Origin of the sequence: Cryobacterium sp. TMT2-17-1, assembly GCF_004402765.1 — a bacterium.
Lineage (GTDB): Bacteria > Actinomycetota > Actinomycetes > Actinomycetales > Microbacteriaceae > Cryobacterium > Cryobacterium sandaracinum.
In genome coordinates this window covers 39,478-66,477 of the sequence record NZ_SOGC01000034.1, presented here as the reverse complement: position 1 = coordinate 66,477, position 27,000 = coordinate 39,478, and the positions used below count along the sequence as shown (strand labels likewise).

Below are 27,000 nucleotides of genomic sequence, written 5' to 3'. Positions count from 1 at the left end.
CGACACTCCGAACGAAGGGGAAACTGTGAGAAACAGCGAATTCAACCCGAAGAGCCGGAAATCGACGTTCGACCTTCTCGGTGAGCTGCCCGGTCAGATCATCGCCCTGGTCAAGGCCGAACTCGACGCGGCTAAGGCGGAGTTCGCCGGTAAGGCCAAGAACATCGGGCTGGGCATCGGGCTCTTCGTCGGGGCGGCCCTGTTCGCGTTCTTCGCGGCTCTGGTGCTGGTCGCCCTCGCGGTCATCGCGCTCGCCCTCGTCCTGCCGCTCTGGCTCGCGACCCTGATCGTGGCGGTCGCCCTGTTGCTGCTCGCGCTCCTGTTGGGGCTGGTCGGCAGAAACCGGCTGCAGGCTGGAACGTCATCGGATCCGGACGGCGTGACGGAAAGCATCCGTCGCGACGTCGACGCCCTCAAGGGAGTTGGCAAATATGAGCACTGAAGTGAACACGACGACACATGAGGCCGTCCGCGGGAGCGTCGCAGCTGTCACGGTTGAGGCCGTTCCGCGCACCAAGACCGAGTTGCGCGCCGAGGCCGCCCGTGCCCGCGTCGAACTCGCGCAAACGCTCGACGCGATCGAGTACAGGCTCAACGTGCCGAGGCAGTTGCGCGTACGCTCGCGCCTGGCCAACGTGCGCCTGCGCGAACTCGGCGAGAAGAATCCCCTCGCACTGGCCGGCATCGTCCTGGGCGCGGCCACGGCCGCGGTGGGCGCCATCTGGCTCGGTGTCAGGGCCGTGCAGCGCCGCTGAGGCCAACGGAAGCCGGTACCCGACCGCGCAATTTTGGCTCTCGCGGCAAAGGAGTAGAGACTAGTAGTTATGACTCACCCGGCTGCCGGAGAGGCAGTAAACCCACCTCACTCCACCACCTCTGCCGAGACCCACGGAACGACTGACGCGCCAGACGCGTCGCCGCAGGGTTTCACGCTCTTCGCTGTGCTGCGCAAAGATCCGAGCAACCCGGACGACCTCGACGGCCACGATGTGCCCCGAGCCGTCCTGGAGCTCGACGACGTCATCGGTCTGGTTGAGGCCGAGGGCGTCACCGTCCGCGGCTTCTATGACGTCTCCGGGCTCCGCGCCGACGCCGACGTGATGATCTGGACCCACGCACCGGAGGCCGAGACCCTGCAGTGGGCCCACCGCCAGCTGCGTCGTAGCCGCCTCCTCAAAAGCCTCCTGCCGACCTGGAACGCCATGGGCGTGCACCGCGACGCCGAGTTCAACAAGAGCCATGTGCCTGGGTTCCTGCGCGGAGTGGAGCCGAAGGGCTGGCTGACCCTCTACCCGTTCGTGCGCAGCTACGAGTGGTACCTGCTGCCGGAGGCCGAGCGCAGCGCCATGCTCGCCGACCACGGCCGCAAGGGCGCGGCCTTCCGCGGAGCCATCGCCAACACCGTCTCCTCGTTCGCCCTCGGCGACTACGAGTGGCTGCTGCCGATCGAAAGCGACGAGCTCACCGAGCTCGTCGACCTGATGCGCGAACTGCGCAACACCGAGGCGCGCCGCCACGTGCGCGAAGAGGTCCCGTTCTACACCGGCCGCCGCATCTCGACGGCCGAACTGGTGGAGGTTCTGCAGTAATGACTACCTACGATGCCATCCTGCTCGCCGGCTTCGGCGGCCCCGAGGGTCAGGACGATGTGATCCCGTTCCTGCGCAACGTCACCGGCGGGCGCGGCATCCCCGAGGAGCGCCTCGAAGAGGTCGCCAAGCACTACCGCCATTTCGGCGGGGTCAGCCCGATCAACGACCAGAACCGTGTGCTTCGCGCCGCGCTCCAGGCCGAACTCGAACGCCGCGGCATCAACCTGCCCGTGCTCTGGGGCAACCGCAACTGGGCACCCTACCTGCGCGACACCATCAGCGAGGCCAACGACAACGGCCAGACCCGGCTCCTGGCCATCGCCACCAGCGCCTACAGCTCCTACTCCGGCTGCCGCCAGTACCGCGAGGACTTCGCGGCCGCGCTGACCGCGACCGGGCTGGAGGGCGTGGTGCACATCGACAAGGTGCGCCAGTTCTTCGACCACCCCGGATTCGTCACCCCGTTCGTGACCGCCCTCCAGAAGGGGCTCGCGGATGTCGTGGCCCAGGTCCCCGGAATCGACCTGGCCACCGAGGTCGAAATCCTGTTCTCGACCCACTCGATCCCGATGACCGACGCCAACAAGAGCGGCCCGGCCGAGCGCGGCTTCGGCGAGGGCGGCGCCTACGCGGCGCAGCACCTCGCCGTCGCCCAGAAGGTCATGGTCGGGGTGGACACCCCGTGGCAGCTGGTCTTCCAGTCCCGCAGCGGGCCGCCCACCATGCCGTGGCTCGAGCCCGACATCAACGACGCCATCGCGTTGCTGCCGGAGCGGGGCATCCGTGCCATCGTCATCGTGCCGCTCGGCTTCGTCAGTGACCACATGGAGGTCATGTGGGACCTCGACAACGAGGCCACCGAGACCGCCGGGGACCTCGGCCTGGTGTCCGTGCGGGTGCCGACGCCCGGCGTCGACCCGGCCTTCGTGAGCGGGCTCATCGACCTGGTTGAGGAGCGCATGAACGACACCCCCGCCGACGCTCGTCCGCACGAGACCGACCTCGGACCCTGGTACGACGTCTGCCGCCCCGGTTGCTGCGAGAACGTGCGCCTGGGCTTCAAGCCGGCCGTCGCCGGGATGGCTCCGTGAGCCTGATCCGCGTCGGAACCCGTGGCAGCGCGCTCGCCCTGGCGCAGACCACTGCGATTGCGAACCGCATCGCGACCGCGTCCGGCTCCGAGGTCGAAATCGTCACGGTCACGACGCACGGCGACACCTCCCGCGAGTCTCTGTCAAGCCTGGGCGGCACGGGCGTCTTCGCCAGCGCCCTGCGGGAGTCGCTCCTGGCCGAAGAATGCGACGTCGTCGTGCATTCCTTCAAGGATCTGCCGACGGCCGCCTACCCGGGCCTCCGAATCGGCGCCACCCCGAAGCGGGCGGATGCGCGCGACGTGCTCTGCGCCCGCGAGGGGCTGAACCTGACCACGCTGCCCGAGGGCGCGCGAGTCGGCACAGGGTCACCGCGCCGGGCCGCCCAGCTGCGATCGCTGCGCCCGGACCTGGACGTCGTGGACATCCGTGGCAACGTGGAGACCCGTCTGAACCGTGTGGCCGAGGGCGACCTCGACGCCGTCGTGCTCGCCGCCGCGGGCCTCAGCCGGCTGGCGCTGCTCGAGTCCGTGGACGGCGAATACCTGGAACTGTCGGATTGGCCGACCGCTCCCGGCCAGGGCGCGCTCGCGCTCGAGGTGCGCGACGGGAAGCTCGACCGTACTCTCGCCACGGCCCTCACTGCGATCAATCACTCGACCAGCCAGACCACCGTCATGGCCGAGCGTCTGGTGCTGGAGCGGCTCGAAGCCGGCTGCGCCGCGCCCATCGGCGCCATGGCCGCGATCGACGACGGGCTCCTGTTCCTCACCGCCACGGTGTACAGCCCGGACGGCTCCCGCAGCGTCGTGAGCTCCCATGCCGCCACCCCCGACTCCCACTCCATTGCGCACCTGGCCGAAGCCGCGCAAGACGTGTCCAACCGTGTTTCGTTTGACCTGCTCGCCGGCGGCGCTGCCGACTTCGCCCCGATCAAGGTGACTTCGTGATGAACTCGCGTTACAAGACAAAAGCCAGCCTCGCCAAGCCGCTCACCGGCTGGCGGGTTCTCGTGCCGCGCGGCGGCCCGTGGGGCGACCACGTCGCCGCCGACCTGCGTTCCAAGGGCGCCCAGCCGATCGTGGCCCCCATGATCAACTTCGCCCCGACCGACGACGCCCCCGCGCTCGAGGCCGCCCTGGCACGCCTCGCGGCGGGCGACTTCGACTGGATGACCGTGACCAGCGCCACGACCGTTGACGTTCTGTCGTCGCACCGTGCCGTCGTGGCCGCGTCCACGCGCATCGCGGCGGTCGGCGAGACAACGGCCGCGGCTCTGATCGCGGCCGGTTACCGGGTCGACATCGTCCCCTCCGAAGACAACTCGGCCCGCGGACTCCTCGAGGAGTGGGAAACGGCCACCTCGGGCCAGGTGCCGCTGCGCATCCTCACTCTCCGCTCGGAAATCGCCAAGCCGCTGCTGACCGAGGGGCTGCGCCGGATCGGCCACGACGTCGAATCGGTCGTCGCATACCGCACCATCGGCGTCCCGGTCGACCAGCGCGTCGTCGCGGACGTCGCGGCCGGCACTGTCCAGGCCCTGCTCGTCACCTCCGGAAGCGTGGCGCAGCAGGTGCAGGACCAACTCGGGCCGATCCCCGAATCGACCGTGGTGGCCTGCATCGGGCCGCGCACGGCGCGGGATGCGGCGGCCATCGGCCTGCGCGTCGACGTCGTGGCCGATTCGCCCAGCGCCGAGTCCTTGATCCAGGCCCTGGTGCACGTCGCCCAATCCCGCTGACGGTTCGCGCACGCCCGGCCCGGCGACGTAGCATTGACGGGTGATAAACCCCGTCATCCGCCCGCGACGGTTGCGCACCACTCCCGCGCTCCGTCGCTTGGCCAGCGAAATCCGTCTGCACCCCTCCGAATTGGTTCTTCCGATGTTCGTGCGGGAGGGCAGCGGCGACCCGATGCCGATCCAGTCGATGCCCGGGGTGGTTCAGCACACCATTGACAGCGCCCGGCGGGCGGTGACCGAGGCCGCGGGAGCGGGCATCGGCGGCGTCATGCTCTTCGGGGTGCCGACCGTGCGCGACGCCGTCGGCTCCGGGGCGACCGATCCCGACGGCATCCTCAACGCCGCCACCCGCGCGCTGGCCGACGAGGTCGGCGACGCCCTCGTCGTGCAGACCGACCTCTGCCTCGACGAGTTCACCGACCACGGCCACTGCGGATTGGTCGGCGCAGACGGCAGCGTCGACAACGATTCCACCCTCGAGCGCTACTGCGACATGGCGCTCGTGCAGGCGGCCTCCGGCTCGCAGCTACTCGGCCTGAGCGGAATGATGGACGGCCAGGTTGCCGCCGTGCGCCAGGCGCTCGACCAGAACGGCTACGTCGATACGGCCGTGCTCGCCTACTCGGCCAAGTACGCCTCGGCCTTCTACGGTCCCTTCCGCGACGCGGTGGAGTCAACCCTCGACGGTGACCGGCGCAGCTACCAGCTCGACCCGGCGAACCGCCGGGAGGGCGTGCGCGAGGCCCGGCTCGACATCCAGGAGGGCGCCGACATCGTGATGGTGAAGCCCGCCGGCAGCTATCTCGACGTGCTCGCCGAGGTCGCCGCCGTCAGTGACGTTCCGGTCTGGGCCTACCAGGTGTCCGGTGAATACGCGATGATTGAGGCCGCAGCCGCCCACGGCTGGATCGACCGCCGCCGGGCCGTCGAGGAGTCCGTGCTCAGCATCCGTCGCGCCGGAGCGGACGCCGTGCTCACCTACTGGGCGGTCGAACTGGCCACCTGGTTCAACGAAAGACAGGCCCGATGATGTCCCGCAACGACGATCTCTTCGCCCGCGCGCAGCGCGCCATCCCCGGCGGAGTGAACTCACCCGTTCGGGCCTTCCGGTCGGTCGGGGGCACCCCGCTGTTCCTGGTGAAAGCGAAGGGCGCCTACGTCACCGACTCGGACGGGCGTGAATACGTCGACCTGGTCAGCTCCTGGGGCCCGGCCATCCTCGGCCACGCCCACCCGGAGGTCGTGCAGGCGGTGCAGGATGCCGCCGCGCTCGGCCTGTCCTTCGGTGCCTCTACGCCCGGCGAGACCATCCTGGCCGAACTGATCGAGGAACGCGTCGGCGCGGTCGAGAAGCTGCGCCTGGTCTCGACCGGCACCGAGGCCACCATGACGGCCATCCGTCTGGCCCGCGGTTTCACCGGTCGCGACCTGCTGATCAAGTTCGCCGGGCATTACCACGGTCACTCGGACGGACTGCTGGCTCAGGCAGGGTCCGGCCTGGCCACGTTGGCCCTGCCCGGCTCGGCCGGGGTCACGGCAGCGACGGCCGCGCAGACCCTCGTGCTGCCGTACAACGACCTGGATGCCGTACGAGTCGCCTTCGAGGCGCACCCGGGCCGGATCGCCGCCGTGATCACCGAGGCGGCGGCGGCGAACATGGGTGTCGTGGCTCCCGACGCCGGCTTCAACGCCGCGCTCACCGCCCTCGCGCACGAGCAAGGCGCGCTCCTCATCATCGACGAGGTCCTCACCGGCTTCCGGGTGCATCCGGCCGGCTACTGGGGACTGGACACCGTGGGCCAGGGGCAGGCGGACTACACGCCGGACCTGTTCACCTACGGCAAGGTCATCGGCGGAGGCCTGCCGGTGGCGGCCCTCGGCGGTCGCGCCGACGTGATGGACTTCCTGGCTCCGAACGGCCCGGTCTATCAGGCCGGCACGCTCTCCGGGAACCCGGTGGCGGTCGCCGCCGGCATCGCCACCTTGCGGGCCCTGGACGAGAGCGTCTACGAGCGCATCGACGCCACCGCGCTGCTGCTCTCCGAGGCCGTCTCCGCCGCCTTCTCGGCCGAGGGTGTCGCGCACAGCGTGCAGCGGGCCGGCAACCTGTTCAGCTTCGTATTCGGTGCCGAAGCCGCCGCCAGCGCGCCTCGGAACTACGCTCAGGTGCAGCGCCAGGAGACGTTCCGCTACGGTCCGTTCTTCCACTCCATGCTGGATCAGGGCGTTTCGCTGCCGCCGTCCGTGTTCGAGGCCTGGTTCGTCTCCAACGCCCACGACGAGCGCGCGGTCGGCTGGATCCTTGACGCCCTCCCTGCCGCAGCGAAGGCCGCGGCCGCCGCGACCCCGCAGGTGTGACCCGCAGGTGTGACCCGTACACCCGGGAGTTATTCCTTTGTGAGGTTCCGACAGGTGGATTTCGTCCCGGAACAGGCAGACTAGACGCATGGCTTCCCTCCGCGTTCACCCTGACCGGCTTGAGATCCACCTCACGAAAGCGGAGAAGACCCTCGCCCTGCGGCGCGAGGACATCGTCGTGCCGCGCGGGAACATCCGTTCGGTGACGATCACGGATGACCCGTGGATCTGGATCCGCGGGATCCGTTCTCCCGGGGTGGGCCTGCCCCTGGTGGTCGCGGTGGGCACCTGGAAGTTCCGCGGCGGCAAGGACTTCCTGGCGATCAAGCGCAAGCGCCAGGCGGTCGTGATCGACCTCATTGACGACGAGTTCTCCCGGGTGATCCTGACCACCAACCACGCCCCGGACCTGATCGCGTCGCTCAAGCTCGGCGGTTGACCGTCCCACTGGTCGAGCACGTCCGCTGTCGAACCGATTCGACGGAGATTCTACCGATTCCGGACTGAGACGGATGTTTAGGGCCTGTTTTGAGCAAAATCTCGGCTCCCCTGCTGTATCCGTCGAATTCGTTCGGGACGACGTTAAGCCGCAGCGGCAGCGGCAGCGGCAGCCGCAGCCGCAGCCTCGGAGTCGCGTGCTAGCGGCGCACGTCGACGACGGTTCGACCGTGCATGGTGCCCGCGAGGATGCCCGCGGCGGCATCGAAGCTCGCCTCCAGCGGGATCACCTGGGTGAGGTGGTCGAGCAGGCCCAGGTCGAGGTCCGAGGCGAGGCGCTGCCAGGCCTCCTCGCGCTGGGCGAGCGGAGCCTCGACCGAATTGATCCCGATCAGGCTGACGGCGCGCAGGATGAAGGGCATGACCGTGGCCGGAAGGTCGGCCCCCTGGGCCAGGCCGCAGGAGGTGACCACTCCGCCGTAGTTCGTCTGGGCGAGGACGTTGGCGAGGGTGGCGCTGCCGACCGAATCGACGGCCCCGGCCCAGCGCTGGCCCTGCAGCGGTTTGCCGGCCTCGCTGAGGGTGCGGCGATCGACGAGTTCGACGGCACCGAGCCCGCGCAGGTAGTCCCCGAGCTCATCGATGCGGCCGGTTGACGCGTGCACCTGGAAGCCGCGGGCGGCGAGCAGTGCCACGGCGACGCTGCCGACCCCGCCGGCAGCGCCGGTCACGAGCACGGCACCGGACTCCGGCGTGACCCCACCCCGTTCGAGGCCAAGCACGGACAGCATGGCGGTGAACCCGGCCGTGCCGATCGCGGCGGCCCGCACGGCGCTGATACCGTTCGGCAGCCGCACCAGGGAGCCCCCCGACACGCGGGCCCGTTCGGCCAACCCGCCGTGGTGCGTCTCGCTCAGACCGGCCCCGTTGAGGATGACCTGGTCTCCGGCCGACCAGCGCGGGTCGGCGCTCTGCTCGACCGTTCCGACCAGGTCGATCCCGGCGACCAGGGGCCAGGCGCGCACGACCCCGGGGCGGCCCATCAGGGCGAGCCCGTCCTTGTAGTTGATGCTTGAGTACTCGACCGCGATGGTGACGTCGCCGGCCATCAGGAAGCCGTCGTCAACCACGCGAATGGCCGCGCTCTGCGTCTTCCGGCCCTCGGCATTTTCGATGCGGTCGACGACGATGGCCCGGAACTCAGTCTCAATACCCATGCGTCGAGACTACGCGGGCGTTCGGGTCAGGTGGTCAGGTGACGTCGCGCTTCCAGCTGACCGCATAGCCGATCACGGTCGCGGCGAGCATGTAGGCCAGGAGGACGAGCCCGCCCTGCCACCACTCGAGCAGCGCCGCCGGGGTGCCTCCCGGCGCGGCGAGGGTGAAAAAGCTCGCGCCGACCAGGGCATCGGAGGCGGCCCCCGGCAGGTAGTTGCCGATCCCTCGCGTCACGTCGGTGAACAGGGATGCGAAGCGCAGCAGCGGTTCGACGAACTGGGTGAAGGCGAGCACGATGACGATCGACGCCACTTGGCTATGCACGAGCACGCCGAGGCCCACACCGATGGTCGACCAGATGGCCATGGCGAGCACCGTGCGGCCGATCAGCGCCCAGGTAGCGCTATCGGCCAGCAGCGGGTCGACGTCGAACGCGTTGATGACGAGCGCGCCGACGCCGACGGATGCGAGCAGCGCGACGCCCCCGAAGACCGCGCCGACCACGAAGAGAGCGATCGTCTTGGCCCCGAGCACCTGGGCCCGCCGGGGATTGGCGAGGAACGTGGGGGTGAGGGTCTGGTGCCGGAATTCGCCCGTGGTGGCGAGGGCCCCGAGCAGAACCGGGAAGACATAGCCGACGGATGACGCGAAGCTGTAGATCAGGGGTGGGAGGCTGCCGAACCCGGCGAGTCCCTGGGATCCGGTACCGGCGGCATCCGGGCTGATCGCGCCGCTCTCGATCCCCGCGAACAGCGCCGAGAGGCCGCCGGCGAGCAGGGCGATATAACCGAACATGACCGCGGCGAGGACCCACCACAGGCGCGTTGTGCCGAGCTTGGCGAACTCGGCACCGAGGGCGCGGCTGAAGGACGTCATCGCGACTCGCCTCCGTTTCCGTTTGCGTGGCCGTTCACGAGGGCGAGGAATGCCTCCTCGAGCCCCTTCCTCTCCCGGTGCAAAGCGCTGAGTTCCACGCCGGCCGAGAACGCGATGTGGCCGATCAGGGCGGGGTCGGGCGCAGCGGCGAACAACCCGGTGCGCCCGGTGGAAAACTCGATGCCGGCCTGGCTGAGGGCGGCCTCAAGAGCCGTGCGGTCGGGGGAGTCGACCAGGATGCGCGGCGCCGCCTCGGTCTCGAGGCTCGACAGGGTGCCTCGGTGCACGAGGGCTCCGTCGGCGATGATGATCACGTCGTCGACGCTCTGCTGCACCTCGGAGAGCAGGTGGGAGCTGACCAGGACCGTGCGCCCCTCGTCGGCCATGGTGCGGAGGAAGCCGCGGATCCATTTGATCCCCTCCGGGTCGAGCCCGTTGATCGGCTCGTCCAACACGAGCACGCCGGGGTCGCCGAGCAGGGTGAAGGCCAGGCCGAGCCGCTGCCGCATGCCGAGCGAGAAGCCGCCGACACGCTGGGCGCCGTGTGCGCCGAGGCCGACCGTGTGCAGCACCGCGTCGATGCGGGCGGAGGGCAGCCCCGCCGCGATGGCGTAGACCGCCAGGTGGTTCCGGGCACTGCGGCCGGGATGGAAGCTGGCTGCCTCCAGGGCGGCCCCGACGGTCTGCAGCGGGCGCGGCAGGTCACGGTAGCGGATGCCGTCGATGGTGGCCGTGCCGGACGTGGGCGCGACCAGCCCGAGCAGCATGCGCAGCGTGGTGGTCTTTCCGGCGCCGTTGGGGCCGAGAAAGCCGGTGACCCGGCCGGGCTCCACGGTGAAGGACAGGTTGTCCACCGCGGTGACGTTGCCGAACGTCTTGGTGATGTTGCTGAACTCGATGACCGCGCCGACCGGCATCCGTTCCCCCTTCGTTGCTGGTAGTCCCGCGCTGATAGTCGATCTCTGGGATCTGGTTCCAGCCTAGGGGCGGAGACGACCGGGTCAGGTGACGCGGAGGAAGACGCGCAGTGCGGCGAGCAGCCGGGCCACCTCATCGACGGTGTTGTAGGGGGCGAGGCCGATCCGCAGGCCGCCACGGTCGCCGAGTCCGAGGTGCCGGGAGGCTTCGAGGGCGTAGAACGAGCCGGCGGGGGCGAGGATACCCTGCTTGCACAGGTGGCGGGACGCATCCGCGGTGTCGTGGCCGGTGAACGTGACCAGCACGGTGGGTGTGCGCACGGCAGCCCTCGAGTGCAGTCGTGCCCCCGGCAGCTCCGCCAGGCCGGCCTCCAGTTTGCCGCGCAGGGTCTCCTCGTGGTGTTCGAGAGCCTGGGACGAGCGGATCAGGCGCTCCCGCCGAGAGGCCCCGGCCGGCGCGGCGTCGCCGAGGCCGGCGAGGAATTCGACGGCGGCCGTGACCCCCGCCATCGTCTCGTAGGGGAGCGTGCCCAGCTCGAAACGCTCGGGCACCTGGTCGCTCGAGGGCACCAGCTTGTCGGGATATATCGTTTCGAGTAGCGCGGGCGCGGAAGCGAGAATCCCGCAGTGCGGACCGAAGAACTTGTAGGCCGAGCAGACGAAGAAGTCCGCCCCCAGCGCCGCGACGTCCACCGACGCGTGCGGCGTGTAGTGCACGCCGTCGACGTATAGGAGCGCGCCGACAGAATGTGCGAGCCGGGCGATCGCCGCCACGGGCGGGCGGGTGCCGATCAGGTTGGAGGCGGCGGTCACGGCTACCAGCCGGGTGCGCTCGCTGAGGACCGCGGCGATGTCCGGGACGCTCAGCTCACCGGTGGCCGGGTCGAAGTCCGCCCAACGCACCGTGGCGCCGGCCCGGTCGGCGGCCTGCATCCAAGGGCGGATGTTCGCGTCGTGGTCGAGCCGGGTGACCACGACCTCGTCGCCCGGGCCCCATCCGGCGGACAGTGCGTTCGCCAGGTCGTAGGTCAGTTGCGTGGCGCTGCGTCCGTAGACGATTCCGCGTTCTTCGGCGCCGAGCAGATCCGCCATGGCGCTCCGGAACCCGGTGACGGCGTTCTCCGCGTTCTGCTGGGAGGTACTTCCGGTTCCCCGGATCGAGAGCGGACCGGTCAGGGTCGACGCGATCGCGGAACCGACCGCCAGGGGGGTCTGGGTGCCGCCCGGGCCGTCGAAGAAGGCCGTGCCGGTGGCGAGGGCGGGAAAGCTGGGTCGGATCGTCTGCGCATCAAAGGTCACAGTGCATCCAATCACAGCCCCGCCTCCTGCCCCGGGGAAGTAGCATGTCGGCATCTGCGAGAGGGCGCACCGCGGCCGGTCAGGCCCGGGTGTGCGCGTCAGCGTGGGCGGTGGCGTGGGCCGCGCACGCCGGGGCCTTGGCAGCGACGCAGCCCGGGCAGACGACGAGCTGTTCCCGGCAGGAGGCATCTCGGCAGTTGAGCAGGTTCTTCGTCGGTTCACCGCACACCAAGCAGCGCCCGATCACGGCGGTATGGTCGCTGAAGTCCAGCGACATCCGCTGGTCGAAGACGTAGAGCGAACCGTTCCAGAGGCCGTCGTCGCCGAAGGCCTCGCCGTAGCGCACGACGCCGCCGTCAAGCTGGTAGACCTCGCCGAAGCCGCGCTCCTTCATCAGGGAACTGAGCACCTCGCAGCGGATGCCGCCGGTGCAGTAGGTGACGACGGGCTTGTCCTTGAGGTGGTCGTACGTGCCGCTCTCCAGCTCAGCCACGAACTCGCGGGTGTTGGCGACATCCGGCACGATCGCGTTCTGGAAGCGGCCGATCTCGGCCTCGAACGCGTTGCGGCCGTCAAAGAAAACGACCTCGTCGCCTCGCTCACCGACGAGGGCGTGCAGCTCGGCCGGGGAGAGCTTGGCGCCGCCGCCGACCACGCCGCCGGCGTCGACGCGCAACTCGCCGGGTGCGCCGAAGCTCACGATCTCATCCCGCACCTTAACGACCAGCCGGGGGAAGTCGAGGCTCAAACCCTGCTCATCGAGCCCGGTGCCCTCGCTCCACTTGACGTCGAGATTCTTGAACGGGGCGTAGTCCCGAGTCTTGCGCAGATAGCGCTTGATCGCGGGAAGATCGCCGCCGACGGTGCCGTTGAGGCCGTCGGTGGAGATCAGGATTCGCCCGCGCAGGCCCAGCGATTCGCACAGGTCTCGCTGCCAGAGACGCACGGCCTCGGGGTCGGCCAGCGGGGTGAAGACGTAATAGAGCAGGATCTTCGGAATAGCCACCGCGCCATTTTACCGAGTTCGCCAGCTGGTAATCGGCTGATATCCGGGTGGGTGCCTGGGTGGGGGGCGCGGGCCGGGTGGCCGGCTGGCTAAGCTTCTGGCAACCAATTGGAGGCCCAATGGCCCAGAACGATCCTCTCGCCCGGTTCGGCGCTGTACCGCTATTCACGCTGACGAGCACGGACATGACCGAAGGAGTGCCCCTCACCGCGGCGCAGTACGGCACCGGCTCCGGCGGCCGGAACCTGTCCCCGCACCTGGAGTGGTCGGGATTCCCGGCCGACACGAAGAGTTTCGCGGTGACCCTGTACGACCCGGACGCTCCGACCGGGTCCGGATTCTGGCATTGGGCGGTCGTCAACCTGCCGGCCGACTGCGTGGCCCTGCCCGCAGACGCCGGCGCTCCGGGCGGCCGGCTGCTGCCAAGGGGTGCCGTGACCCTGCCCAATGAAGGCCGTCAGTCGGCTTTCGTCGGCGCGAGCCCTCCGGCCGGCACCGGCACGCACCGGTACCAGTTCATCGTGCACGCGGTCGACGTGGCCCGGCTCGACATCGACCCGGACTCCACGCCGGCCGTGCTGGGGTTCAACCTGCACTTCCACACCCTGGCGCGCGCGGTGCTCGAGGCCACGGGTGTGCACGGAGGAGCCGCCCACAACCCCTGAGCTGAGGTCTTCCGAGGTTGTCCTCGGGCGACAAGGCGCCGCTGACGGAGTACGCGGCCAGCCAGGCGGTCAACGGCATGATCGTCGTCAACGCGAACTACCGGATGGCGACGCGCTTCCAGCTGAAGCACATGTTGGACGACGGCAACGAGGTGTTGCGCTGGGTGGCCCGCCACATCGAGGAGTTCGGCCGGGATCCCCACCGGATCGTGCTCGAACATCGCCGACATCTCGGTGATGTTCGAGCACGGATTCGTGCTGAGCCTGAATCTTCTGCGGATGCTGCTGCCGGAGCGCGGCCGCGGGGTCGTGCTGCGTACCGCGGCCCGGTTCATGTCCCCGATCGAGTGGCTCGAGCGCGGGTTCCCGCCGGAGTTCGTGACCACCTCGGAGCGTGACCACTTCTACCGGGCGAACCTCAATTTCATCGCTGCGCTGCGCCGGCGCTCCATCGCGGTCGACGCGCTGATCTACGACCGGAAGCAGACCAACACGCGCCACACCTGGCAGCAGGACGCCGCACATCCGGAATCGCAAGAGGTCTACCGCCGCCTGGGTGCCTTCGTGCGCCGCGTCGCCGGGGTGCCGCTCGCGGCCGTCGCAACCGTCGCAACCGTCGCCTAGAACGTTCATGGCGCACCCTGTGGAAGCCGGCGCATGTTCTACGGTCCGCCAGCTTCCACCGGGTGCGCCGCGACGGATGCGGGCCGCAGAGAAACCTTCGGAAATCGGCTCACCGGGTCGGACAGGCCCGACTTTCGGGGCCGATATCGGAACCGCGGTCGACCACCGGGGGCAAGGTCAGGCTTGGGCGCCCGTGGCGGCGAGCACGCCGCCGAGGCCGATCATCATGACGCCGCCGCCCGCGGAGAGGTGCTCCATGCGGCGGGGGGACGAGGCGAACCAATCGCGGGCCGAGCCTGCCGCGAGGGCCCACACGCTGTCGCCGAGCAGGGCAAGCAGCACGAACACAAGGCCCAGGGTCAGCAGCTGCAGCGGGACGGCACCGGCCGAGTAGTCCACGAACTGGGGCAGCACGGCCACGAAGAACACGATCGACTTGGGGTTGCTGATCCCCACGACCGATCCCTCGGCCAGCAGGCGCCACTTCGTCTTCGGCACGCTGCTCAGACCGATGCTCCGGGCGGCCGCGTGCCGGTGCCGGATGGCCTGCACGCCGAGGTAGACGATGTACGCGGCGCCGGCGAACTTGATCGTCGTGAACACCACGATCGACCCGGTCACGATTGCGCCGAGGCCCAGCGCGACGGCCGCGACCACCGGGATCAGCCCGAGGGCGTTGCCGAGCACGCTCAGCAGGCCGCCGAGGCGTCCGAGCGCCAGGGACCGCCCGATCACGAACAGCACGGTGGGTCCGGGCAGCACGATCAGGGCGACGGATGCCAGCGCGAACGTCAGCAGGTTGGGCAATGGGACCATATACGAAAGGTTAACCCGGCCGGGAGTCCGGGGCATCCGCTGTCGCGAGTGTGCCTGGTCCGGTCGAGAGTGGCCCGCGGAACGGGCACGCTCAACCGGAGGCACTGTGGTAATCGTGCAGGTTCCGGTCGTGCGGGCCCGGATGCTTGTGGCTCGCGGCAGCAGAATGCGCCCCGGCACCGCCGGTGGCTAGCCTCTCAAGATGCACATGCTCTGGCGCACCCTCCTGCACTCCGTCCTCTCCCGCTTCGGCCCGCGCCTGGGCCACTACGACGTGGCCAGCACCCGGTTCATCACTTTGCCGACCGACCAGGACATCCTTCGGCATATGAACAACGGCGTATACCTGTCGATCATGGACATCGCCCGCTTCGACATGCTGCACCGTACCGGCATCTGGGCGATCTTCCTGAAGCGCGGCTGGTACCCGGTGGTGGTGTCGGAGACGATTAGTTTCCGCAAGTCGCTGACCCTCGGCCAGAAGTTCACGGTGGAGTCGCGCATCCTGGGCTTCGACGAGAAGGCCGTCTACGTGGAGCAGCGGTTCGTGCGGCCGGACGCCGACGGAACCCCGGAGATCTACGCGCAGGGCTTCATCCGCGGACGGTTCCTGAAGCGCAGCGGAGGGGTCGTGGGCATCGACGAGCTCGTCGACGCCGTGGGCGCGGTGCCCGAGGACGTGACGGTGCCGGCCTGGCTGCTCGAGTGGAGCGCGGATGTCGCGATGCCCGCCACCCGCGCCGCCGCGCCCAGCCACTGGGCCTGAGTGGGAGCGCCACGCGCCGTGTCTGCCGTGTCAGCCGAGCCCGGGGGTCCTGCGGCACCCCCCGCCCGTAGCCCGAACGAATTCGACGGAGATTCTGCCCGAATCAACCCGAAACAGTACGGAAATGCAGTTTTACCCGAGAATCTCCGTCGAATTGGTTCGACGCCGGGTCTGGCGTGGCGCCTGTGCTGACCAGCGTCCACGCGGGCGACCAGCGTCCACGCGGGGCGATCAGCTCTGATCCTCCGCGAGCGACACAACCAATCGATCAGGACTAGACGGTGGGTTCGGTGGCCTTCTTGGGCGGGATGAGCTCACTGTAATACTCGACGTGGGGCTTGTAGTGGGTCCGGGCGGGTATCGGCTGGCCGGTGCGCGCCGCAACGAGACGGTCGAAGTAGTAGTCCCAGAACGGGCCGACGGTGGCGGCCTCCGCGGCGGAGTGCAGGCGCTGGCCGAAGGTGAGGGTGGTCATCCCCGCCCCCTCGACGAGGTGCAGAATCACGTGCCGGGCGGCGGCACCCTCGCCGATGTCGGCGGTGAACCGCTTCGGCGGGATGCACTTGATAATGCTCACGTACTCCCACTCGGCATCCGCTTCGTCCAACTTGAATCGCACGGCGCCGGTCTCGGGAGCGCCCGTGTAGGTTCCGATCCAGCCGTGGAGACCGGCGGACCGGCTCACGCTCGCCCACACGTCGTCCTTCGACGCGCTGAAGAGCCGGTCGAGCATGAGGTACAGACCGTCTTCGCGATAGGCAAGGCGTCCGGTTGGCTTGAATGACATGCGAACCTCCACGGTGAGTGAGGCACGGGCCTCAGTACAAAACTATGCCCTTCTCCGGGCGGGGATCAACAGCCACGCCCTCCGGCCGGGACCCGGCGCCTACCCCTCGAGCACCGCCATCGCCGCATTGTGACCGCCGATGCCGCTGACGCCGCCGCCGCGTCTGGCGCCCGCCCCACAGATCAGAATCCGCGGATGCTCCGTCGCCACCCCCCAACGCTCGGCCGCGGTGGATCGCGGCGCGTCGTCCTCGAGGAACGGCCATTCCAGAGGACCGTGGAAGATGTTGCCGCCGGGGAGGTTGAGGGCGTGCTCCAGGTCGAGCGTGGTCTTCGTCTCGATGCAGGGCCGGCCGGCGGCATCGCTCAGCAAGAGGTCCTCGATGGGTTCGGCCAGAACGGAATTCAGCGACGCCAGAACGGCGGCTTGCAGCCGGTCGCGGCTGACGTCGTTGTTCTCCTCGGTGAGCCAGCGGTGCGGGGCGTGCAGCGCGAACACCGTGAGGGTCTGCGCGCCGGCGGCGACGAGCTCGGGGGAGAGGATGCTCGGGTCGCTGAGCGAGTGGCAGTAGATCTCGCAGGGCAGCAGCTCGGGGAAGCCGTCGTGGTCGGCCTGGTCGTAGGCGCTCTCCAGCTGCGTCAGGGTCTCGTTGATGTGGAAGGTGCCGCCGAACGCGGCCTCGGGGGACACGTCCTCGTCGCGCAGCAGCGGCAGTCGGCGGAGCAGCAGGTTCACCTTGACCTGCGCGCCCTCCGGTTTGGCGTCGGGCCCCGCGCTCGGCCCGGCACTCGGGCCGGCACCCGGCTCGACGTCGGGGCGCACGGATGCCGGCGCGGCCTCGCCGAGGAGACCCCGCAGCACCCACGGGGCGACGTTGGCGAGCACGTGCCGGCCCTGAACGACCCGCAGGGCGCCGCCGTGCCGGTAGCTCACCTCGCCCTCCGGCGTGACGCCGGTGACCTCGGCCTCCGTCACGATCCGGGCGCCGGCCTGCCGGGCGGCCTTCTCCAGCTCGCCGGAGACGGCGCCCATGCCGCCGACCGGCACGTCCCAGTCCCCGGTCCCGTTGCCGATGACGTGGTACAGGAAGCAGCGGTTCGCGTCGAGCTCCGCGCTGTCCAGCGACGTGAAGGTGCCGATCAGGCCGTCGGTGGCGACCACCCCGCGCACGAGGTCGTTCTGGAAGCGATCACGGAGCGCGCCGCCGAGCGGCCGCTCGAAGAACTGCTCCCAAAGCATGTCGTCTCCGAGCAGGGTCCTGGCCTCCGAGCGCGTGGGCAGCGGCTCGCAGACGGTGGGGAAGAGCGCCCGGGCAACGCTCTCCGTGTCACGGTAGAAGGCATTCCAGGCGGAAAAATCGGCGGCCGCGCCGACCCGGTCGAAGCTGGCGCGGGTGGCCGGCTCGTCGCCGCGGTCGACCAGGAGTCCGGTTCGGGTGTCGGCCGGATCGGGGGTGTACGAGGAGTACCGGCGCCGGGCCAGCCCGATCTCGAGACCGAGCTCGTCGATGATTCGCTGCGGGAGCAGGCTGACCAGGTAGGAGTAGCGCGAGAGCCGCGCGTCGACGCCGGGGAAGGCCGGGGCGGAGATGGCCGCGCCTCCGACGTGTTCGCCTTGCTCGAGTAGGAGAACGCTTTTGCCGGCCAGGGCCAGATAGGTGGCGGCCGTCAGGCCGTTGTGTCCGCCGCCGATGATCACGACATCGTGTGTGGGTTCGCTCATGCACCGAGACTACTCAGGAACCGAGACCAGCCCGGGGCGTCGGGCCCGCGCAGCTTGCCCGCCCGGCCGGGTCAGTCGGCACGTTCGAGCGCGCCGAGCTCGTCGGCGTCGCCACTCATCGACCAGGTGCCGACGAGCCGGTTGCAGCCGTCGGTGCCGGTGGAGCATCCGGTCAGGCCCAGCGCGAGGGCGACGGCGGCGAAGGCGAGCACAGCGGTTGGCTTCGTCATGGTGGGGCTCCGTTCACGGGTGTCGACGCGAGCCGCCGGACGCGCCCGTTCAACGATCAAAGCCGGGGAAGGTCAGCCTGTCACCGGGGCGGCTACCAGTTCCACGGCGCGGGCCAGGGCGTCGCGCACGGCGAGCACGCCCGGTCGGCTGGCACTCGAGCGCCGGGCCGAGGAGAAGACGGTGCGTAGCGGCCCGCCGGGCAGCTCGACACCGCGGACGGTCGGCATCTTCCCGGCCCAGATCAGGTCCGGCAGGATGCCGACGGCATTGCCGGATTCGATCAGGCGGATGTGCGCGATCAGGTCGGCCGTCTCGAACCTCACGTCGGGCTCGAATCCCGCCGACCGGCAGAGCTGGGTCGCCCAGTGCCGTGAGGCGGTTCCCTCCGGCTCCATCACCCAGGGCAGATCGGCGGCGTCGGCGAGCGACGCTGCCGCCGCGCGGCCGCCGCGCGAGGGCGGAACGGCCAGCCGGAGCGCATCCGTCGCCAGGTTCACACGGTCCAGGTCAGGCCAGTGCACCCGGGTGTGCCCGGGATACTGTTCGGCGAGCACGAGGTCGAAATCGCGCGCAGACACCTCGAACAGGCCGCGCTCCGGCTCGCGCTCGGTGACCTCGACCCGCAGCTCGGGGAACTCCTCGGCGAGCAACGTGAGGGCCTGAGGGATGAGGGCGTGCGCCGCGGACTGGAACAGGGCCACGCGCACCGTGCCGGACACGGTCGTCAGCGACGCGGTCATCTCCGCCTCGGCCAGTTCCAGCCGTTCGAGCAGGTAGGTCGTGTGCAGCACCAGAACCTCGGCCTGCGGGGTGAGCCGCACCCGGCGCCCGACCTTCTGCAACAGGGAAACCCCGGCCTCTTTCTCCAGTAGCGCAAGCTGCTGCGACACGGCGGACGGGCTGTAAGCGAGGGCCTCAGCGACTCCCGCCAGGGTGCCGCGGATCTTGAGCTCGTGCAGCAGACGCAGTCGGCGCACATCCAGCATCCGTCACCCTCCTCGATCGTCTCAATACTGATCATAAATGCTAATCAATATCGATCATAAAGATTCGCTTTTGCTAAAGGAACGGAAACCTCACACTGAGAGCAGCCGTCCGCCGTGAACGAAAGAACTAGCCTCGTGACCATGACCAACTCCACTCCATCCGTGCAGCACGATCTCAGCGCCGATGTGGTCGCCCTCGTGCAGAAGTGGCTCGCCGAGAGCGCCACGATCCCCGCCGACCTGTCGGCCCAGCGCCTCGCCGGCGTGCTGAAAGACCCGAACGGGCTCGACTTCACCGTGGGCTTCGTCGACGGCGTCATGCGCCCGGAAGACCTCATGGTCGCCGGCTACAACCTGCAGAAGGTTGCAAAACAGGCGCCCGGCTTCCTGCCCTCCTACCTGCGCGCGGCCATCGGCCTCGGCGGCGTGCTCGGCCCGGTGGTGCCCTGGGTGGTCATCCCCGCTGCGCGAAAGGTGCTGCGCCAGATGGTCGGGCACCTGGTCGTGGACGCCACGCCCGAGAAGCTCGGTCCGGCGATCGCCCACCTGCGCGAGTCCGGCAACCGGCTCAACATCAACCTGCTCGGCGAGGCCGTGCTCGGGGAGAAGGAGGCGCTGCGCCGCCTCGAGGGAACCCGCGCCCTGCTGGCCCGCGACGACGTGGACTACGTCTCGATCAAGGTCTCCTCCATCGCCAGCCAGCTGTCGATGTGGTCCTTCGACGAGGCCGTCGACCGCGTCGTCGAACGCCTGACCCCGCTCTACGAGCTGGCGGCGGGGGGCGGTTCGACCACCGGGGGCGGCTCCACCACCGGGGCCAAGTTCATCAACCTCGACATGGAGGAGTACCGCGACCTCGACCTCACCATCGCGGTGTTCGAGCGCATCCTCGACCAGCCTCAGCTGCTGCACTTGGAGGCCGGCATCGTGCTGCAGGCCTATCTGCCCGACGCCCTCGGGGCCCTGCAGGGTCTTACCCACTGGGCGCAGGGCCGCCGGGCCGCGGGCGGAGCCCCGATCAAGGTGCGCGTCGTCAAGGGCGCCAACCTGGCGATGGAACACGTCGACTCGGCCGTGCACGACTGGCCGCTGGCGACCTACTCCACCAAGCAGGACAGTGACACGAACTACAAGCGCGTGCTCGACTGGGCCTTCACCCCGCAGAACACGGATGCCGTCAAGATCGGCGTCGCCGGCCACAACCTCTTCGACGTGGCCTGGGCCCATCTCCTGGCCACGAAGCGCGGCGTGGACGACCGGGTCGAGTTCGAGATGCTGCTGGGCATGGCCACCAGCCAGGCCGAGGCCGTGAGCCGCGACGTCGGCCGCCTCCTGCTCTACACGCCCGTCGTGAACCCGGCCGAATTCGACGTGGCCATCAGCTACCTGATCCGCCGCCTCGAGGAGAACGCCAGCCAGGACAACTTCATGTCGGCGGTGTTCGAGCTGACGAGTTCCCCGCAGCTCTTCGACCGCGAGAAGGAGCGGTTCCTGGCCTCTCTCGCGGGCCTCGACGCGGTCGTCCCACAGCCGAACCGCCGCCAGGACCGTACCCAGGTCACCCAGCTCGATGCAGCCGGCCGCGGCGAGGTACCCGCAAGCGAATCCGGCGATGACGAGGATGAATTCGGCGACGAGTCCGGCGTCGGGCTCACCGCAGCCGTGCTCGGGCTCACCCGCGGCTCGGTCGAGAGCCTGCCGCACCCCGGTTTCCACAACGAACCCGACACAGACCCGTCCCTGCCCGCGAACCGGGCCTGGGGTCGTCACATCCTGAGCCGGGTCGAGACCTCCACGCTCGGGCTGGACGCCATCCGTGACGCCCGGGTCAGCGACCCGGCCGAGCTGGACCGCCTGATTGAGGCCGCGGCGGCCTGCGGCGCCGCCTGGGGGCAGCGCACCGGAGCGGAGCGCGCCGCAGTGCTTCACCGGGCCGGGCTCGCGCTCGCCGCGAACCGCGACCGCCTGATCGAGGTGATGGCCGCCGAAACCGGTAAGACCATCGCCGAGGGTGACCCCGAGGTCAGCGAGGCGATCGACTTCGCCCACTACTACGCCGAACGGGCCCGCGACCTCGACGCCGTGCAGGGCGCGATCTTCGTGCCCTCGAAGCTGACCGTGGTCACCCCGCCGTGGAATTTCCCGGTAGCCATCTCCGCCGGCGGCGTGCTCGCCGCCCTCGCGGCCGGCTCCGGCGTCATCGTCAAGCCCGCCAAGCTCGCCCAGCGTTCCGGCGCGGTCATGGTCGAGGCGCTCTGGGAAGCCGGCGTGCCGCGCGACCTGCTCGTGCTCGTGGACCTCGCCGACCGGGAACTGGGTACCCGCCTGATCTCGCACCCGGCCGTCGACCGCGTCATCCTGACCGGGGGCTACGAGACCGCGCAGCTGTTCCGCAGCTTCCGCGAGGACCTGCCCCTCCTGGCCGAGACAAGCGGCAAGAACGCCATCATCGTCACTCCCTCCGCCGACCTCGACCTCGCCGCCGCCGATGTCATCAAAAGCGCCTTCGGGCACGCCGGGCAGAAGTGCTCGGCTGCGAGCCTGGTCATCCTGGTCGGATCGGTCGCCAAATCGGAGCGCTTCATCAGTCAGTTGACGGATGCCGCGACCTCCCTGCGCGTCGGCCGCCCCTCCGACCCGGTCACCCAGATGGGCCCCATCATCGAGCCGGCCGAGGGCAAGCTGCGCCACGCCCTCACCACGCTCGGCGTCGGCGAAAAGTGGCTGGTCGAGCCCCAGCAGCTCGACGAGTCCGGCACCCTCTGGTCGCCGGGCATCCGCACCGGGGTGCTGCCCGGCTCCTACGTGCACCTGACCGAGTTCTTCGGGCCCGTGCTCGGAGTGATGCACGCCCGCAACCTGGCGGAAGCCATCCGTTTCCAGAACGCGGTCGACTACGGCCTCACCTCGGGGCTGCACTCGCTCGACCCGGCCGAGCTGACCGAATGGCTGGACACGATCGAGGCCGGCAACCTCTACGTGAATCGTGGCATCACCGGCGCGATCGTGCAGCGCCAGCCCTTCGGCGGCTGGAAGCGCTCGGCCGTGGGACCGGGCACCAAGGCCGGCGGCCCGAACTACCTGTACGGGTTCGGCAGCTGGGTGAGCGAAGCCGGCCGCAACAGCTCGACGCTCCACCTGCGCGGCCTCGACCAAACCGTCACCGCCCTGATAGAGGCGGCGCAGACCGTGCTCGACTACGCGGACTTCGACGTGCTGCGCCGGTCGGCGCTGAGTGACGCGCTGGCCTGGCGCGACGAGTTCGGCGCGGTCAGGGACGTCTCAGACCTCGGTCTCGAACGCAACCTGTTCCGCTACCGCCCGCTGCCCGTCACCGTGCGCCTGACCGAGGCCGGCACCCTCGCCGACCTGCTGCGCGTGATCATTGCCGCGACCCTGTCGACGGCGTCGTTCGAGGTCTCCAGCGCCATCCCGGTGCCGCCGATGGTGCGCAACGTGCTCGCCGAGCGCGAGATCGCGGTCTCGGTCGAGAGCGACGACGAATGGCTGCAGCGGGCCGAGGCCGGTGGCATCCGCACCAGCCGGGTGCGCCTGATCGGCGGGGACCGCCTGACAGGGGCGCAGGCGGAGGCCTCCCGCCTGGCCCACGCGCTCGGCGGCAGCCCGGACATCGCGGTGTACGCACACCCCGTCACCCAGGCCGGCCGGGTCGAGCTGCTCCCGTTCCTGCGCGAGCAGGCGATCTCGATCACGGCGCACCGCTTCGGCAACCCGAGCACACTCTCCGAGGGGATCATCTAGGGGCCGGGCTGCGGCCCGTGCGACGGCGGTCGACCACAAGGCTAAAATAGGACTTTGGTGGCCGCAGTCTGCGGTCGACTGCACCAGCAGGAGTGCGGACAACGATCAGGCTTCTGGTGCACAATGATCGAGGCGCGGCTGACCACTGCTGCAATTCGACAGGGGATCCACAGTTGGACGGTAACGCAACGACGACGCACCGCAATGTCGCCCTGCTGTCGGTGGCGACCGAGCTCGCCCCGCAGGTCACGACCTCGGTGGACATCGATCGTCGCCTGCAGCCGGCCCTCAAACGGCTGAAGCTGCCGAGCGGCCTGCTCCAGCGGGTGGCGGGCGTGCACGAGCGCCGCAACTGGGCGCCCGGCCAGGCCTTCGACGACGCGGCCGTCGCGGCCGGCACGCGCGCCCTGGCCGCCGCCGGCATCCAACCGGGCCAGGTCGGCCTGATGATCAACACCTCGGTGACCCGCAAGCACCTCGAGCCCTCGGTGGCCGTGCGCATCCACCACGGCCTCGGCCTGCCCTCCTCGGCCACGAACTTCGACATCGCGAACGCCTGCCTCGGTTTCGTCAACGGCATGACCCTGGCCGCACAGCTGATCGACTCCGGCCAGGTGCAGTACGCCGTGATCATCGACGGGGAGGACGCCGACGAGATCCAGACCAACACGATCGAGCGCCTCGGCCGCCCGGACATCAACCGCAAGGACTTTATGAGCGAGTTCGCGAGCCTGACGCTCGGCTCCGGCGCGGCCGCGGCCGTGCTCGGTCGGGCCGACGCGCATCCGGAGGGGCACCGCATCCTCGGCGGCGTGACCCGCGCCGCCACCGAGTTCAACGGCCTCTGCGTCGGCAGCGTCGACGGCATGTTCACCGACGCCAAGGCGCTGCTCAAGGGTGGCATGGAGCTCGTCGTTTCGGCCTGGACCGAGGCCAAACGCGACTGGAACTGGTCGGGCATGGACCGGTACATCCTGCACCAGGTGTCGGATGTGCACACCGACGCGATCGTGAAGGCGACCGGGCTGGACCGCAGCCGGGTGCCGCTCACCTACCCGCTGTACGGCAATGTGGGGCCCGCGTCGATCCCGATCACCCTGGCCGAGGAAGCCGCGCGGCTCAGGACCGGCGACCGGGTGCTGCTGATGGGCGTCGGCAGTGGCCTGAACACGGCCATGATGGAACTCGCCTGGTGAAGCGCGGCTCTGCCCCCGTGTCCTACCGTCTCCCGCGCGCCGCGGCGACGCCGGCGCCCGCGTCCCTGCCGCCGGCCGGCCTGTCGGGGCTCGATGCCGCGTTCTCGCGCCTGGTGCCGGTCGTGTCGACCGCCTCCGGGCATCCGGTCACCCGCACCTGGCACCTGCTCGACAACGCGGAGCGTCTCGCCGAGCTGGGCGTCACCCCCGTGGGCACGGTGCTCTGCGTGCACGGTAACCCCACCTGGTCCTACCTGTGGCGCGAGTTCGTCACGGCGGCGACGGATGCGGCCTGTCACGGCGGCGAGGCCTGGCGCGTCATCGCCGTCGACCAGCTCGAGATGGGCTTCTCCGAGCGAAGCGGCGCGGTGCGCCCGCTCGCCACGCGCGTGCGGGACCTGGGCGAGCTCACCGACACCCTCGGCCTGGCCGGCCCGGTGGTCACCTTCGGTCACGACTGGGGCGGGTCGATCTCGCTCGGCTGGGCCGTCGACCACCCGGACGTGCTCGCCGGGGTCATGCTGCTGAACACGGCCGTGCACCAGCCGAGCGATGCGCCGGTGCCGGCCCCGCTGCGGCTGGCCCTGCGGAGCAGCGTGCTCGGCTCCGGCACTGTGGCCACGCCGGCGTTTCTGGAGACGACACTGGCACTGGCGCACCCGCCGCTTCCGGCCGCGGTGAAGCAGGCGTATCGCGCGCCCTACCGCGGCGCGGCCCGCCGCGGCGGGATCGGCGCGTTCGTCGCCGACATCCCGGTGCATGGCGCACACGAAAGCGCGGCCGAAATCGCCCGCATCTCCGGCGGCATCCGCGACCTGACCGTACCGGCCCTGATGCTCTGGGGCCCGACCGACCCGATCTTCAGCGATCGCTACCTCGACGACCTCGTGGACCGCCTGCCGCACGCGGACGTGCATCGCTTCGAGGGTGCCGGGCATCTCGTCATGGAAGACGTCGACTACGCCGCGGCCGCCCTGACCTGGCTCGGCGACCGCGCGGTGCCTGCCGCTGCAATCGCCGCTGCCGCCTCCGCCGCTTCCTCCGCTGCCCCTCAGGTTGCCGTTTCGGTCGAACAGGGTGTGGACGGCTGGGCGGCCGGCGAGCGGCATCCGCTCTGGCACTATCTGGACGAACTGCAGAACAGCGACGAGACCGCGCTGATCGACATGGCCCCGCCCGGGGGCGGCGCACCCCGCGTCGTCAGCTGGCGCCTGCTCTCCCGGCGGGTGCGGCAGCTCGCCTGCGGCCTCGATCGTATCGGCGTGCGGAAAGGCGACCGGGTCTCGCTGCTCGTTCCACCCGGCGCCGACCTGACCGCGGTGCTCTACGCCTGCGTGCGGATCGGCGCGGTCGTGGTGGTCGCGGATGCCGGCCTCGGCCTACGCGGGCTGACCCGCGCCGTGCGCGGCGCGCGCCCCGACCACGTGATCGGCGCCGTCCCCGGGCTGCTCGCCGCCCGGGCCCTCGACTGGCCCGGCCAGAAGATCTCCGTGGCGCGGTTTCCCCGCGCCGCCATGCGCGCCCTCGACATCTCCGCCACCCTCGCCGAGCTGATCGCGCTCGGCGGGGACGAGCAGCTTCCGCCGCCGCCGGAACCCGGAGACACTGCCGCCGTGCTGTTCACCTCCGGCTCGACCGGGCCGGCCAAGGGCGTCGTCTACACGCACGGCCAGCTCGCCGCGGTCAGCCACGCGCTGTTCGCGCAGTACGGCGTGGGCCGCGGCACCGGCCTGGTGGCCGGCTTCGCCCCGTTCGCGCTGCTCGGCCCGGCCCTCGGCGCCCGCTCGGTGACCCCGGACATGGACGTGACGAAGCCGAAGACCCTGACCGCCGCATCCGTCGCCGCCGCGGTCGCCGCCATCGACGCGACCGTGGTATTCCTGTCGCCGGCCGCGCTGGCCAACGTCGTGGCCACCGCCGGCAGCCTGACCGCCGCCGACCATGTCAGCCTCGCCGGCGTGTCGAGCTTTCTCTCCGCTGGTGCCCCCGTCTCCGAGCCACTGCTCGCGGCCGCGGCCCGGCTGATGCCGTCGGCCTCCGCGCACACGCCCTACGGCATGACCGAGGGGCTGCTGATGGCCGACATCTCGCTCGACGGCATCCGCGAGGCGATGGCCACGGCGACCACGCCGGGGGTCTCGCCGTCTGCCTTGTCCTCTGCCGCGACGGCGACGGATGCCCCGGCCGGCCCCGGCGGGGTCTGCGTCGGCCGCGCGACGGCGACCACGCGCATCCGCACGAGCGCCCTCGACGCCCAGGGGCACGCCACCGGCGAGCTGTCGGAGGCCGCCGGGGTCACCGGCGAGATCGTGGTCTCCGCGCCGCACGTCGAGGACCACTACGACCGCCTGTGGCTGACCGACCGGGCCGCCCGCAGCGGCGCCGTGCCCGGTGAACGCTGGCACCGCACGGGCGACGTCGGGCACTTCGACGACGCCGGACGCCTCTGGGTGGAAGGGCGCCTGCCGCATGTGATCACGACGGCGACCGGCGTCGTGACCCCGGTCGGTCCCGAGCAGCGCATCGAGTCCGTCGCAGCGGTGGCCCGGGCCGCCGTCGTCGGGGTTGGGCCGACCGGCACCCAGCAGGTGGTCGCCGTGGTCGAGACCCGCACGCCGACCCGCCGGGTCGCGCTGGCCGACCCCGGGCTGGCCGCCGCCGTGCGTGCCGTCGCGGGGCTGCCGCTGGCCGCGGTGCTGGTCGTGCCGCACCTGCCCACGGACATCCGTCACAACTCGAAGATCGACCGCACCCGGCTGGGGCGCTGGGCCGGCGGCATCCTATCCGGCGCGCGGATGACCCGCCCGTGAGGCGCCTCTCGCGTCACGCGCAGGCTGCGCCCCTCCGCTGCCGGCACGCCACGCGCGCAGCGACGCAGCACCCGCGCAGCACATTTTCGCCGACGGTGC

Annotated in this window: 24 protein-coding genes and 2 pseudogenes; 16 read left to right on the top strand and 10 right to left on the bottom strand. The window is 70.2% G+C overall.

Annotation, left to right across the window (positions count from 1 at the left end):
- Positions 1-25: 25 nt before the first annotated feature.
- The 9 genes and pseudogenes from E3O47_RS09055 to E3O47_RS09015 all read left to right on the top strand — a co-directional run bounded on the left by E3O47_RS09055 (position 26) and on the right by E3O47_RS09015 (position 7,221).
- Positions 26-442 (top strand): phage holin family protein, encoded by a 417-nt coding sequence (locus tag E3O47_RS09055; protein ID WP_166784747.1) that lies wholly within the window; start codon positions 26-28, stop codon positions 440-442.
- Complete coding sequence (locus E3O47_RS09050; RefSeq protein WP_104099939.1) at positions 432-755, top strand: DUF3618 domain-containing protein; 324 nt, start codon at positions 432-434, stop codon at positions 753-755. Before E3O47_RS09055 ends, E3O47_RS09050 begins: the two co-directional genes overlap by 11 nt.
- Before the next feature lie 159 nt (positions 756-914).
- Positions 915-1,589 (top strand): annotated as a pseudogene (gene hemQ / locus E3O47_RS09045) (hydrogen peroxide-dependent heme synthase); the annotation flags it as partial.
- Positions 1,589-2,683, top strand: a complete 1,095-nt coding sequence (locus E3O47_RS09040) for a ferrochelatase (protein ID WP_104099937.1) — start codon at positions 1,589-1,591, stop codon at positions 2,681-2,683. The pseudogene hemQ and the gene E3O47_RS09040, both read left to right, overlap by 1 nt.
- On the top strand, positions 2,680-3,633 hold the full coding sequence (gene hemC, locus E3O47_RS09035) for a hydroxymethylbilane synthase (protein WP_134342526.1): 954 nt from the start codon (positions 2,680-2,682) through the stop codon (positions 3,631-3,633). The genes E3O47_RS09040 and hemC overlap by 4 nt, the downstream gene beginning before the upstream one ends.
- Positions 3,633-4,424, top strand: a complete 792-nt coding sequence (locus tag E3O47_RS09030) for a uroporphyrinogen-III synthase (RefSeq protein WP_134342572.1) — start codon at positions 3,633-3,635, stop codon at positions 4,422-4,424. The genes hemC and E3O47_RS09030 overlap by 1 nt, the downstream gene beginning before the upstream one ends.
- Before the next feature lie 40 nt (positions 4,425-4,464).
- Positions 4,465-5,454 (top strand): porphobilinogen synthase, encoded by a 990-nt coding sequence (hemB, locus tag E3O47_RS09025; protein WP_134342527.1) that lies wholly within the window; start codon positions 4,465-4,467, stop codon positions 5,452-5,454.
- The gene (hemL, locus tag E3O47_RS09020) at positions 5,454-6,782 is read left to right on the top strand and encodes a glutamate-1-semialdehyde 2,1-aminomutase (protein WP_134401036.1); all 1,329 of its coding nucleotides are present in this window, start codon (positions 5,454-5,456) and stop codon (positions 6,780-6,782) included. The genes hemB and hemL overlap by 1 nt, the downstream gene beginning before the upstream one ends.
- Positions 6,783-6,870: 88 nt before the next feature.
- The gene (locus tag E3O47_RS09015) at positions 6,871-7,221 is read left to right on the top strand and encodes a hypothetical protein (RefSeq protein WP_104099932.1); all 351 of its coding nucleotides are present in this window, start codon (positions 6,871-6,873) and stop codon (positions 7,219-7,221) included.
- A 199-nt stretch (positions 7,222-7,420) separates the two neighbouring features.
- Here the strand turns inward: E3O47_RS09015 and E3O47_RS09010 are convergent, their stop codons facing one another.
- The 5 genes from E3O47_RS09010 to E3O47_RS08990 all read right to left on the bottom strand — a co-directional run bounded on the left by E3O47_RS09010 (position 7,421) and on the right by E3O47_RS08990 (position 12,536).
- Positions 7,421-8,437 carry an MDR family oxidoreductase gene (locus E3O47_RS09010; RefSeq protein ID WP_134342528.1) on the bottom strand — a complete coding sequence of 339 codons (1,017 nt, stop codon included), beginning with the start codon at positions 8,435-8,437 and terminating at the stop codon, positions 7,421-7,423.
- A 34-nt stretch (positions 8,438-8,471) separates the two neighbouring features.
- A complete protein-coding gene (locus E3O47_RS09005; protein WP_134420269.1) occupies positions 8,472-9,314 on the bottom strand; it encodes an ABC transporter permease in 843 nt (280 codons plus the stop codon).
- On the bottom strand, positions 9,311-10,231 hold the full coding sequence (locus E3O47_RS09000) for an ABC transporter ATP-binding protein (RefSeq protein ID WP_104099929.1): 921 nt from the start codon (positions 10,229-10,231) through the stop codon (positions 9,311-9,313). Before E3O47_RS09000 ends, E3O47_RS09005 begins: the two co-directional genes overlap by 4 nt.
- Before the next feature lie 84 nt (positions 10,232-10,315).
- Positions 10,316-11,530, bottom strand: coding sequence for a cysteine desulfurase-like protein (locus E3O47_RS08995; RefSeq protein WP_134420267.1), 1,215 nt, complete (start codon positions 11,528-11,530; stop codon positions 10,316-10,318).
- Positions 11,531-11,609: 79 nt separating this feature from the next.
- Complete coding sequence (locus tag E3O47_RS08990) at positions 11,610-12,536, bottom strand: rhodanese-related sulfurtransferase (RefSeq protein ID WP_134420265.1); 927 nt, start codon at positions 12,534-12,536, stop codon at positions 11,610-11,612.
- A gap of 119 nt (positions 12,537-12,655) precedes the next feature.
- Between E3O47_RS08990 and E3O47_RS08985 the strand changes: the two genes are divergently transcribed.
- The 3 genes and pseudogenes from E3O47_RS08985 to E3O47_RS08980 all read left to right on the top strand — a co-directional run bounded on the left by E3O47_RS08985 (position 12,656) and on the right by E3O47_RS08980 (position 13,825).
- Positions 12,656-13,201 (top strand): YbhB/YbcL family Raf kinase inhibitor-like protein, encoded by a 546-nt coding sequence (locus E3O47_RS08985; protein ID WP_134420263.1) that lies wholly within the window; start codon positions 12,656-12,658, stop codon positions 13,199-13,201.
- A 77-nt stretch (positions 13,202-13,278) separates the two neighbouring features.
- Positions 13,279-13,356: pseudogene (locus E3O47_RS16870) on the top strand (hypothetical protein); the annotation flags it as partial.
- Positions 13,357-13,438: 82 nt separating this feature from the next.
- On the top strand, positions 13,439-13,825 hold the full coding sequence (locus E3O47_RS08980) for a hypothetical protein (RefSeq protein ID WP_241986148.1): 387 nt from the start codon (positions 13,439-13,441) through the stop codon (positions 13,823-13,825).
- Between the two features lie 177 nt (positions 13,826-14,002).
- Here E3O47_RS08980 and E3O47_RS08975 read toward each other — a convergent pair whose 3' ends face one another.
- Positions 14,003-14,641: a LysE family translocator gene (locus tag E3O47_RS08975; protein ID WP_104099924.1), complete on the bottom strand. Its 639-nt coding sequence runs from the start codon at positions 14,639-14,641 to the stop codon at positions 14,003-14,005.
- Positions 14,642-14,843: 202 nt separating this feature from the next.
- On the opposite strand from E3O47_RS08975, the gene E3O47_RS08970 reads away from it, so the two are divergent.
- Positions 14,844-15,407, top strand: coding sequence for a thioesterase family protein (locus E3O47_RS08970; RefSeq protein ID WP_134420261.1), 564 nt, complete (start codon positions 14,844-14,846; stop codon positions 15,405-15,407).
- 274 nt (positions 15,408-15,681) lie between these two features.
- On the opposite strand, the gene E3O47_RS08965 is transcribed toward E3O47_RS08970, so the two are convergent.
- The 4 genes from E3O47_RS08965 to E3O47_RS08955 all read right to left on the bottom strand — a co-directional run bounded on the left by E3O47_RS08965 (position 15,682) and on the right by E3O47_RS08955 (position 19,133).
- Positions 15,682-16,194 carry a hypothetical protein gene (locus tag E3O47_RS08965; RefSeq protein WP_104099922.1) on the bottom strand — a complete coding sequence of 171 codons (513 nt, stop codon included), beginning with the start codon at positions 16,192-16,194 and terminating at the stop codon, positions 15,682-15,684.
- Positions 16,195-16,293: 99 nt separating this feature from the next.
- Positions 16,294-17,916: an NAD(P)/FAD-dependent oxidoreductase gene (locus tag E3O47_RS08960; RefSeq protein WP_134400984.1), complete on the bottom strand. Its 1,623-nt coding sequence runs from the start codon at positions 17,914-17,916 to the stop codon at positions 16,294-16,296.
- Positions 17,917-17,987: 71 nt separating this feature from the next.
- On the bottom strand, positions 17,988-18,146 hold the full coding sequence (locus E3O47_RS15980) for a hypothetical protein (protein WP_166785361.1): 159 nt from the start codon (positions 18,144-18,146) through the stop codon (positions 17,988-17,990).
- Between the two features lie 72 nt (positions 18,147-18,218).
- Positions 18,219-19,133 carry a LysR family transcriptional regulator gene (locus E3O47_RS08955; RefSeq protein ID WP_104099920.1) on the bottom strand — a complete coding sequence of 305 codons (915 nt, stop codon included), beginning with the start codon at positions 19,131-19,133 and terminating at the stop codon, positions 18,219-18,221.
- A gap of 141 nt (positions 19,134-19,274) precedes the next feature.
- Between E3O47_RS08955 and E3O47_RS08950 the strand changes: the two genes are divergently transcribed.
- From E3O47_RS08950 to E3O47_RS08940, 3 genes are all read left to right on the top strand, one after another.
- Positions 19,275-22,895, top strand: a complete 3,621-nt coding sequence (locus E3O47_RS08950; protein ID WP_104099962.1) for a bifunctional proline dehydrogenase/L-glutamate gamma-semialdehyde dehydrogenase — start codon at positions 19,275-19,277, stop codon at positions 22,893-22,895.
- A gap of 173 nt (positions 22,896-23,068) precedes the next feature.
- Positions 23,069-24,091: a 3-oxoacyl-ACP synthase III gene (locus tag E3O47_RS08945; RefSeq protein WP_104099919.1), complete on the top strand. Its 1,023-nt coding sequence runs from the start codon at positions 23,069-23,071 to the stop codon at positions 24,089-24,091.
- Complete coding sequence (locus tag E3O47_RS08940; RefSeq protein WP_241976737.1) at positions 24,088-26,901, top strand: alpha/beta fold hydrolase; 2,814 nt, start codon at positions 24,088-24,090, stop codon at positions 26,899-26,901. Before E3O47_RS08945 ends, E3O47_RS08940 begins: the two co-directional genes overlap by 4 nt.
- Positions 26,902-27,000: the final 99 nt, after the last annotated feature.

Bases quoted from the DNA above. Each gene is read 5' to 3' on its own strand.
- E3O47_RS09015 (WP_104099932.1), top strand. From the start codon at position 6,871: ATGGCTTCCCTCCGCGTTCACCCTGACCGGCTTGAGATCCACCTCACG.
- E3O47_RS09040 (WP_104099937.1), top strand. From the start codon at position 1,589: ATGACTACCTACGATGCCATCCTGCTCGCCGGCTTCGGCGGCCCCGAG.
- E3O47_RS09010 (WP_134342528.1), bottom strand. From the start codon at position 8,437: ATGGGTATTGAGACTGAGTTCCGGGCCATCGTCGTCGACCGCATCGAA.
- E3O47_RS08985 (WP_134420263.1), top strand. From the start codon at position 12,656: ATGGCCCAGAACGATCCTCTCGCCCGGTTCGGCGCTGTACCGCTATTC.
- E3O47_RS08975 (WP_104099924.1), bottom strand. From the start codon at position 14,641: ATGGTCCCATTGCCCAACCTGCTGACGTTCGCGCTGGCATCCGTCGCC.
- E3O47_RS09030 (WP_134342572.1), top strand. From the start codon at position 3,633: ATGAACTCGCGTTACAAGACAAAAGCCAGCCTCGCCAAGCCGCTCACC.
- E3O47_RS09005 (WP_134420269.1), bottom strand. From the start codon at position 9,314: ATGACGTCCTTCAGCCGCGCCCTCGGTGCCGAGTTCGCCAAGCTCGGC.
- E3O47_RS08955 (WP_104099920.1), bottom strand. From the start codon at position 19,133: ATGCTGGATGTGCGCCGACTGCGTCTGCTGCACGAGCTCAAGATCCGC.
- E3O47_RS08965 (WP_104099922.1), bottom strand. From the start codon at position 16,194: ATGTCATTCAAGCCAACCGGACGCCTTGCCTATCGCGAAGACGGTCTG.
- hemL (WP_134401036.1), top strand. From the start codon at position 5,454: ATGTCCCGCAACGACGATCTCTTCGCCCGCGCGCAGCGCGCCATCCCC.
- E3O47_RS15980 (WP_166785361.1), bottom strand. From the start codon at position 18,146: ATGACGAAGCCAACCGCTGTGCTCGCCTTCGCCGCCGTCGCCCTCGCG.
- E3O47_RS09000 (WP_104099929.1), bottom strand. From the start codon at position 10,231: ATGCCGGTCGGCGCGGTCATCGAGTTCAGCAACATCACCAAGACGTTC.
- E3O47_RS08980 (WP_241986148.1), top strand. From the start codon at position 13,439: ATGTTCGAGCACGGATTCGTGCTGAGCCTGAATCTTCTGCGGATGCTG.
- E3O47_RS08950 (WP_104099962.1), top strand. From the start codon at position 19,275: ATGACCAACTCCACTCCATCCGTGCAGCACGATCTCAGCGCCGATGTG.
- E3O47_RS08970 (WP_134420261.1), top strand. From the start codon at position 14,844: ATGCACATGCTCTGGCGCACCCTCCTGCACTCCGTCCTCTCCCGCTTC.
- E3O47_RS08960 (WP_134400984.1), bottom strand. From the start codon at position 17,916: ATGAGCGAACCCACACACGATGTCGTGATCATCGGCGGCGGACACAAC.
- E3O47_RS09050 (WP_104099939.1), top strand. From the start codon at position 432: ATGAGCACTGAAGTGAACACGACGACACATGAGGCCGTCCGCGGGAGC.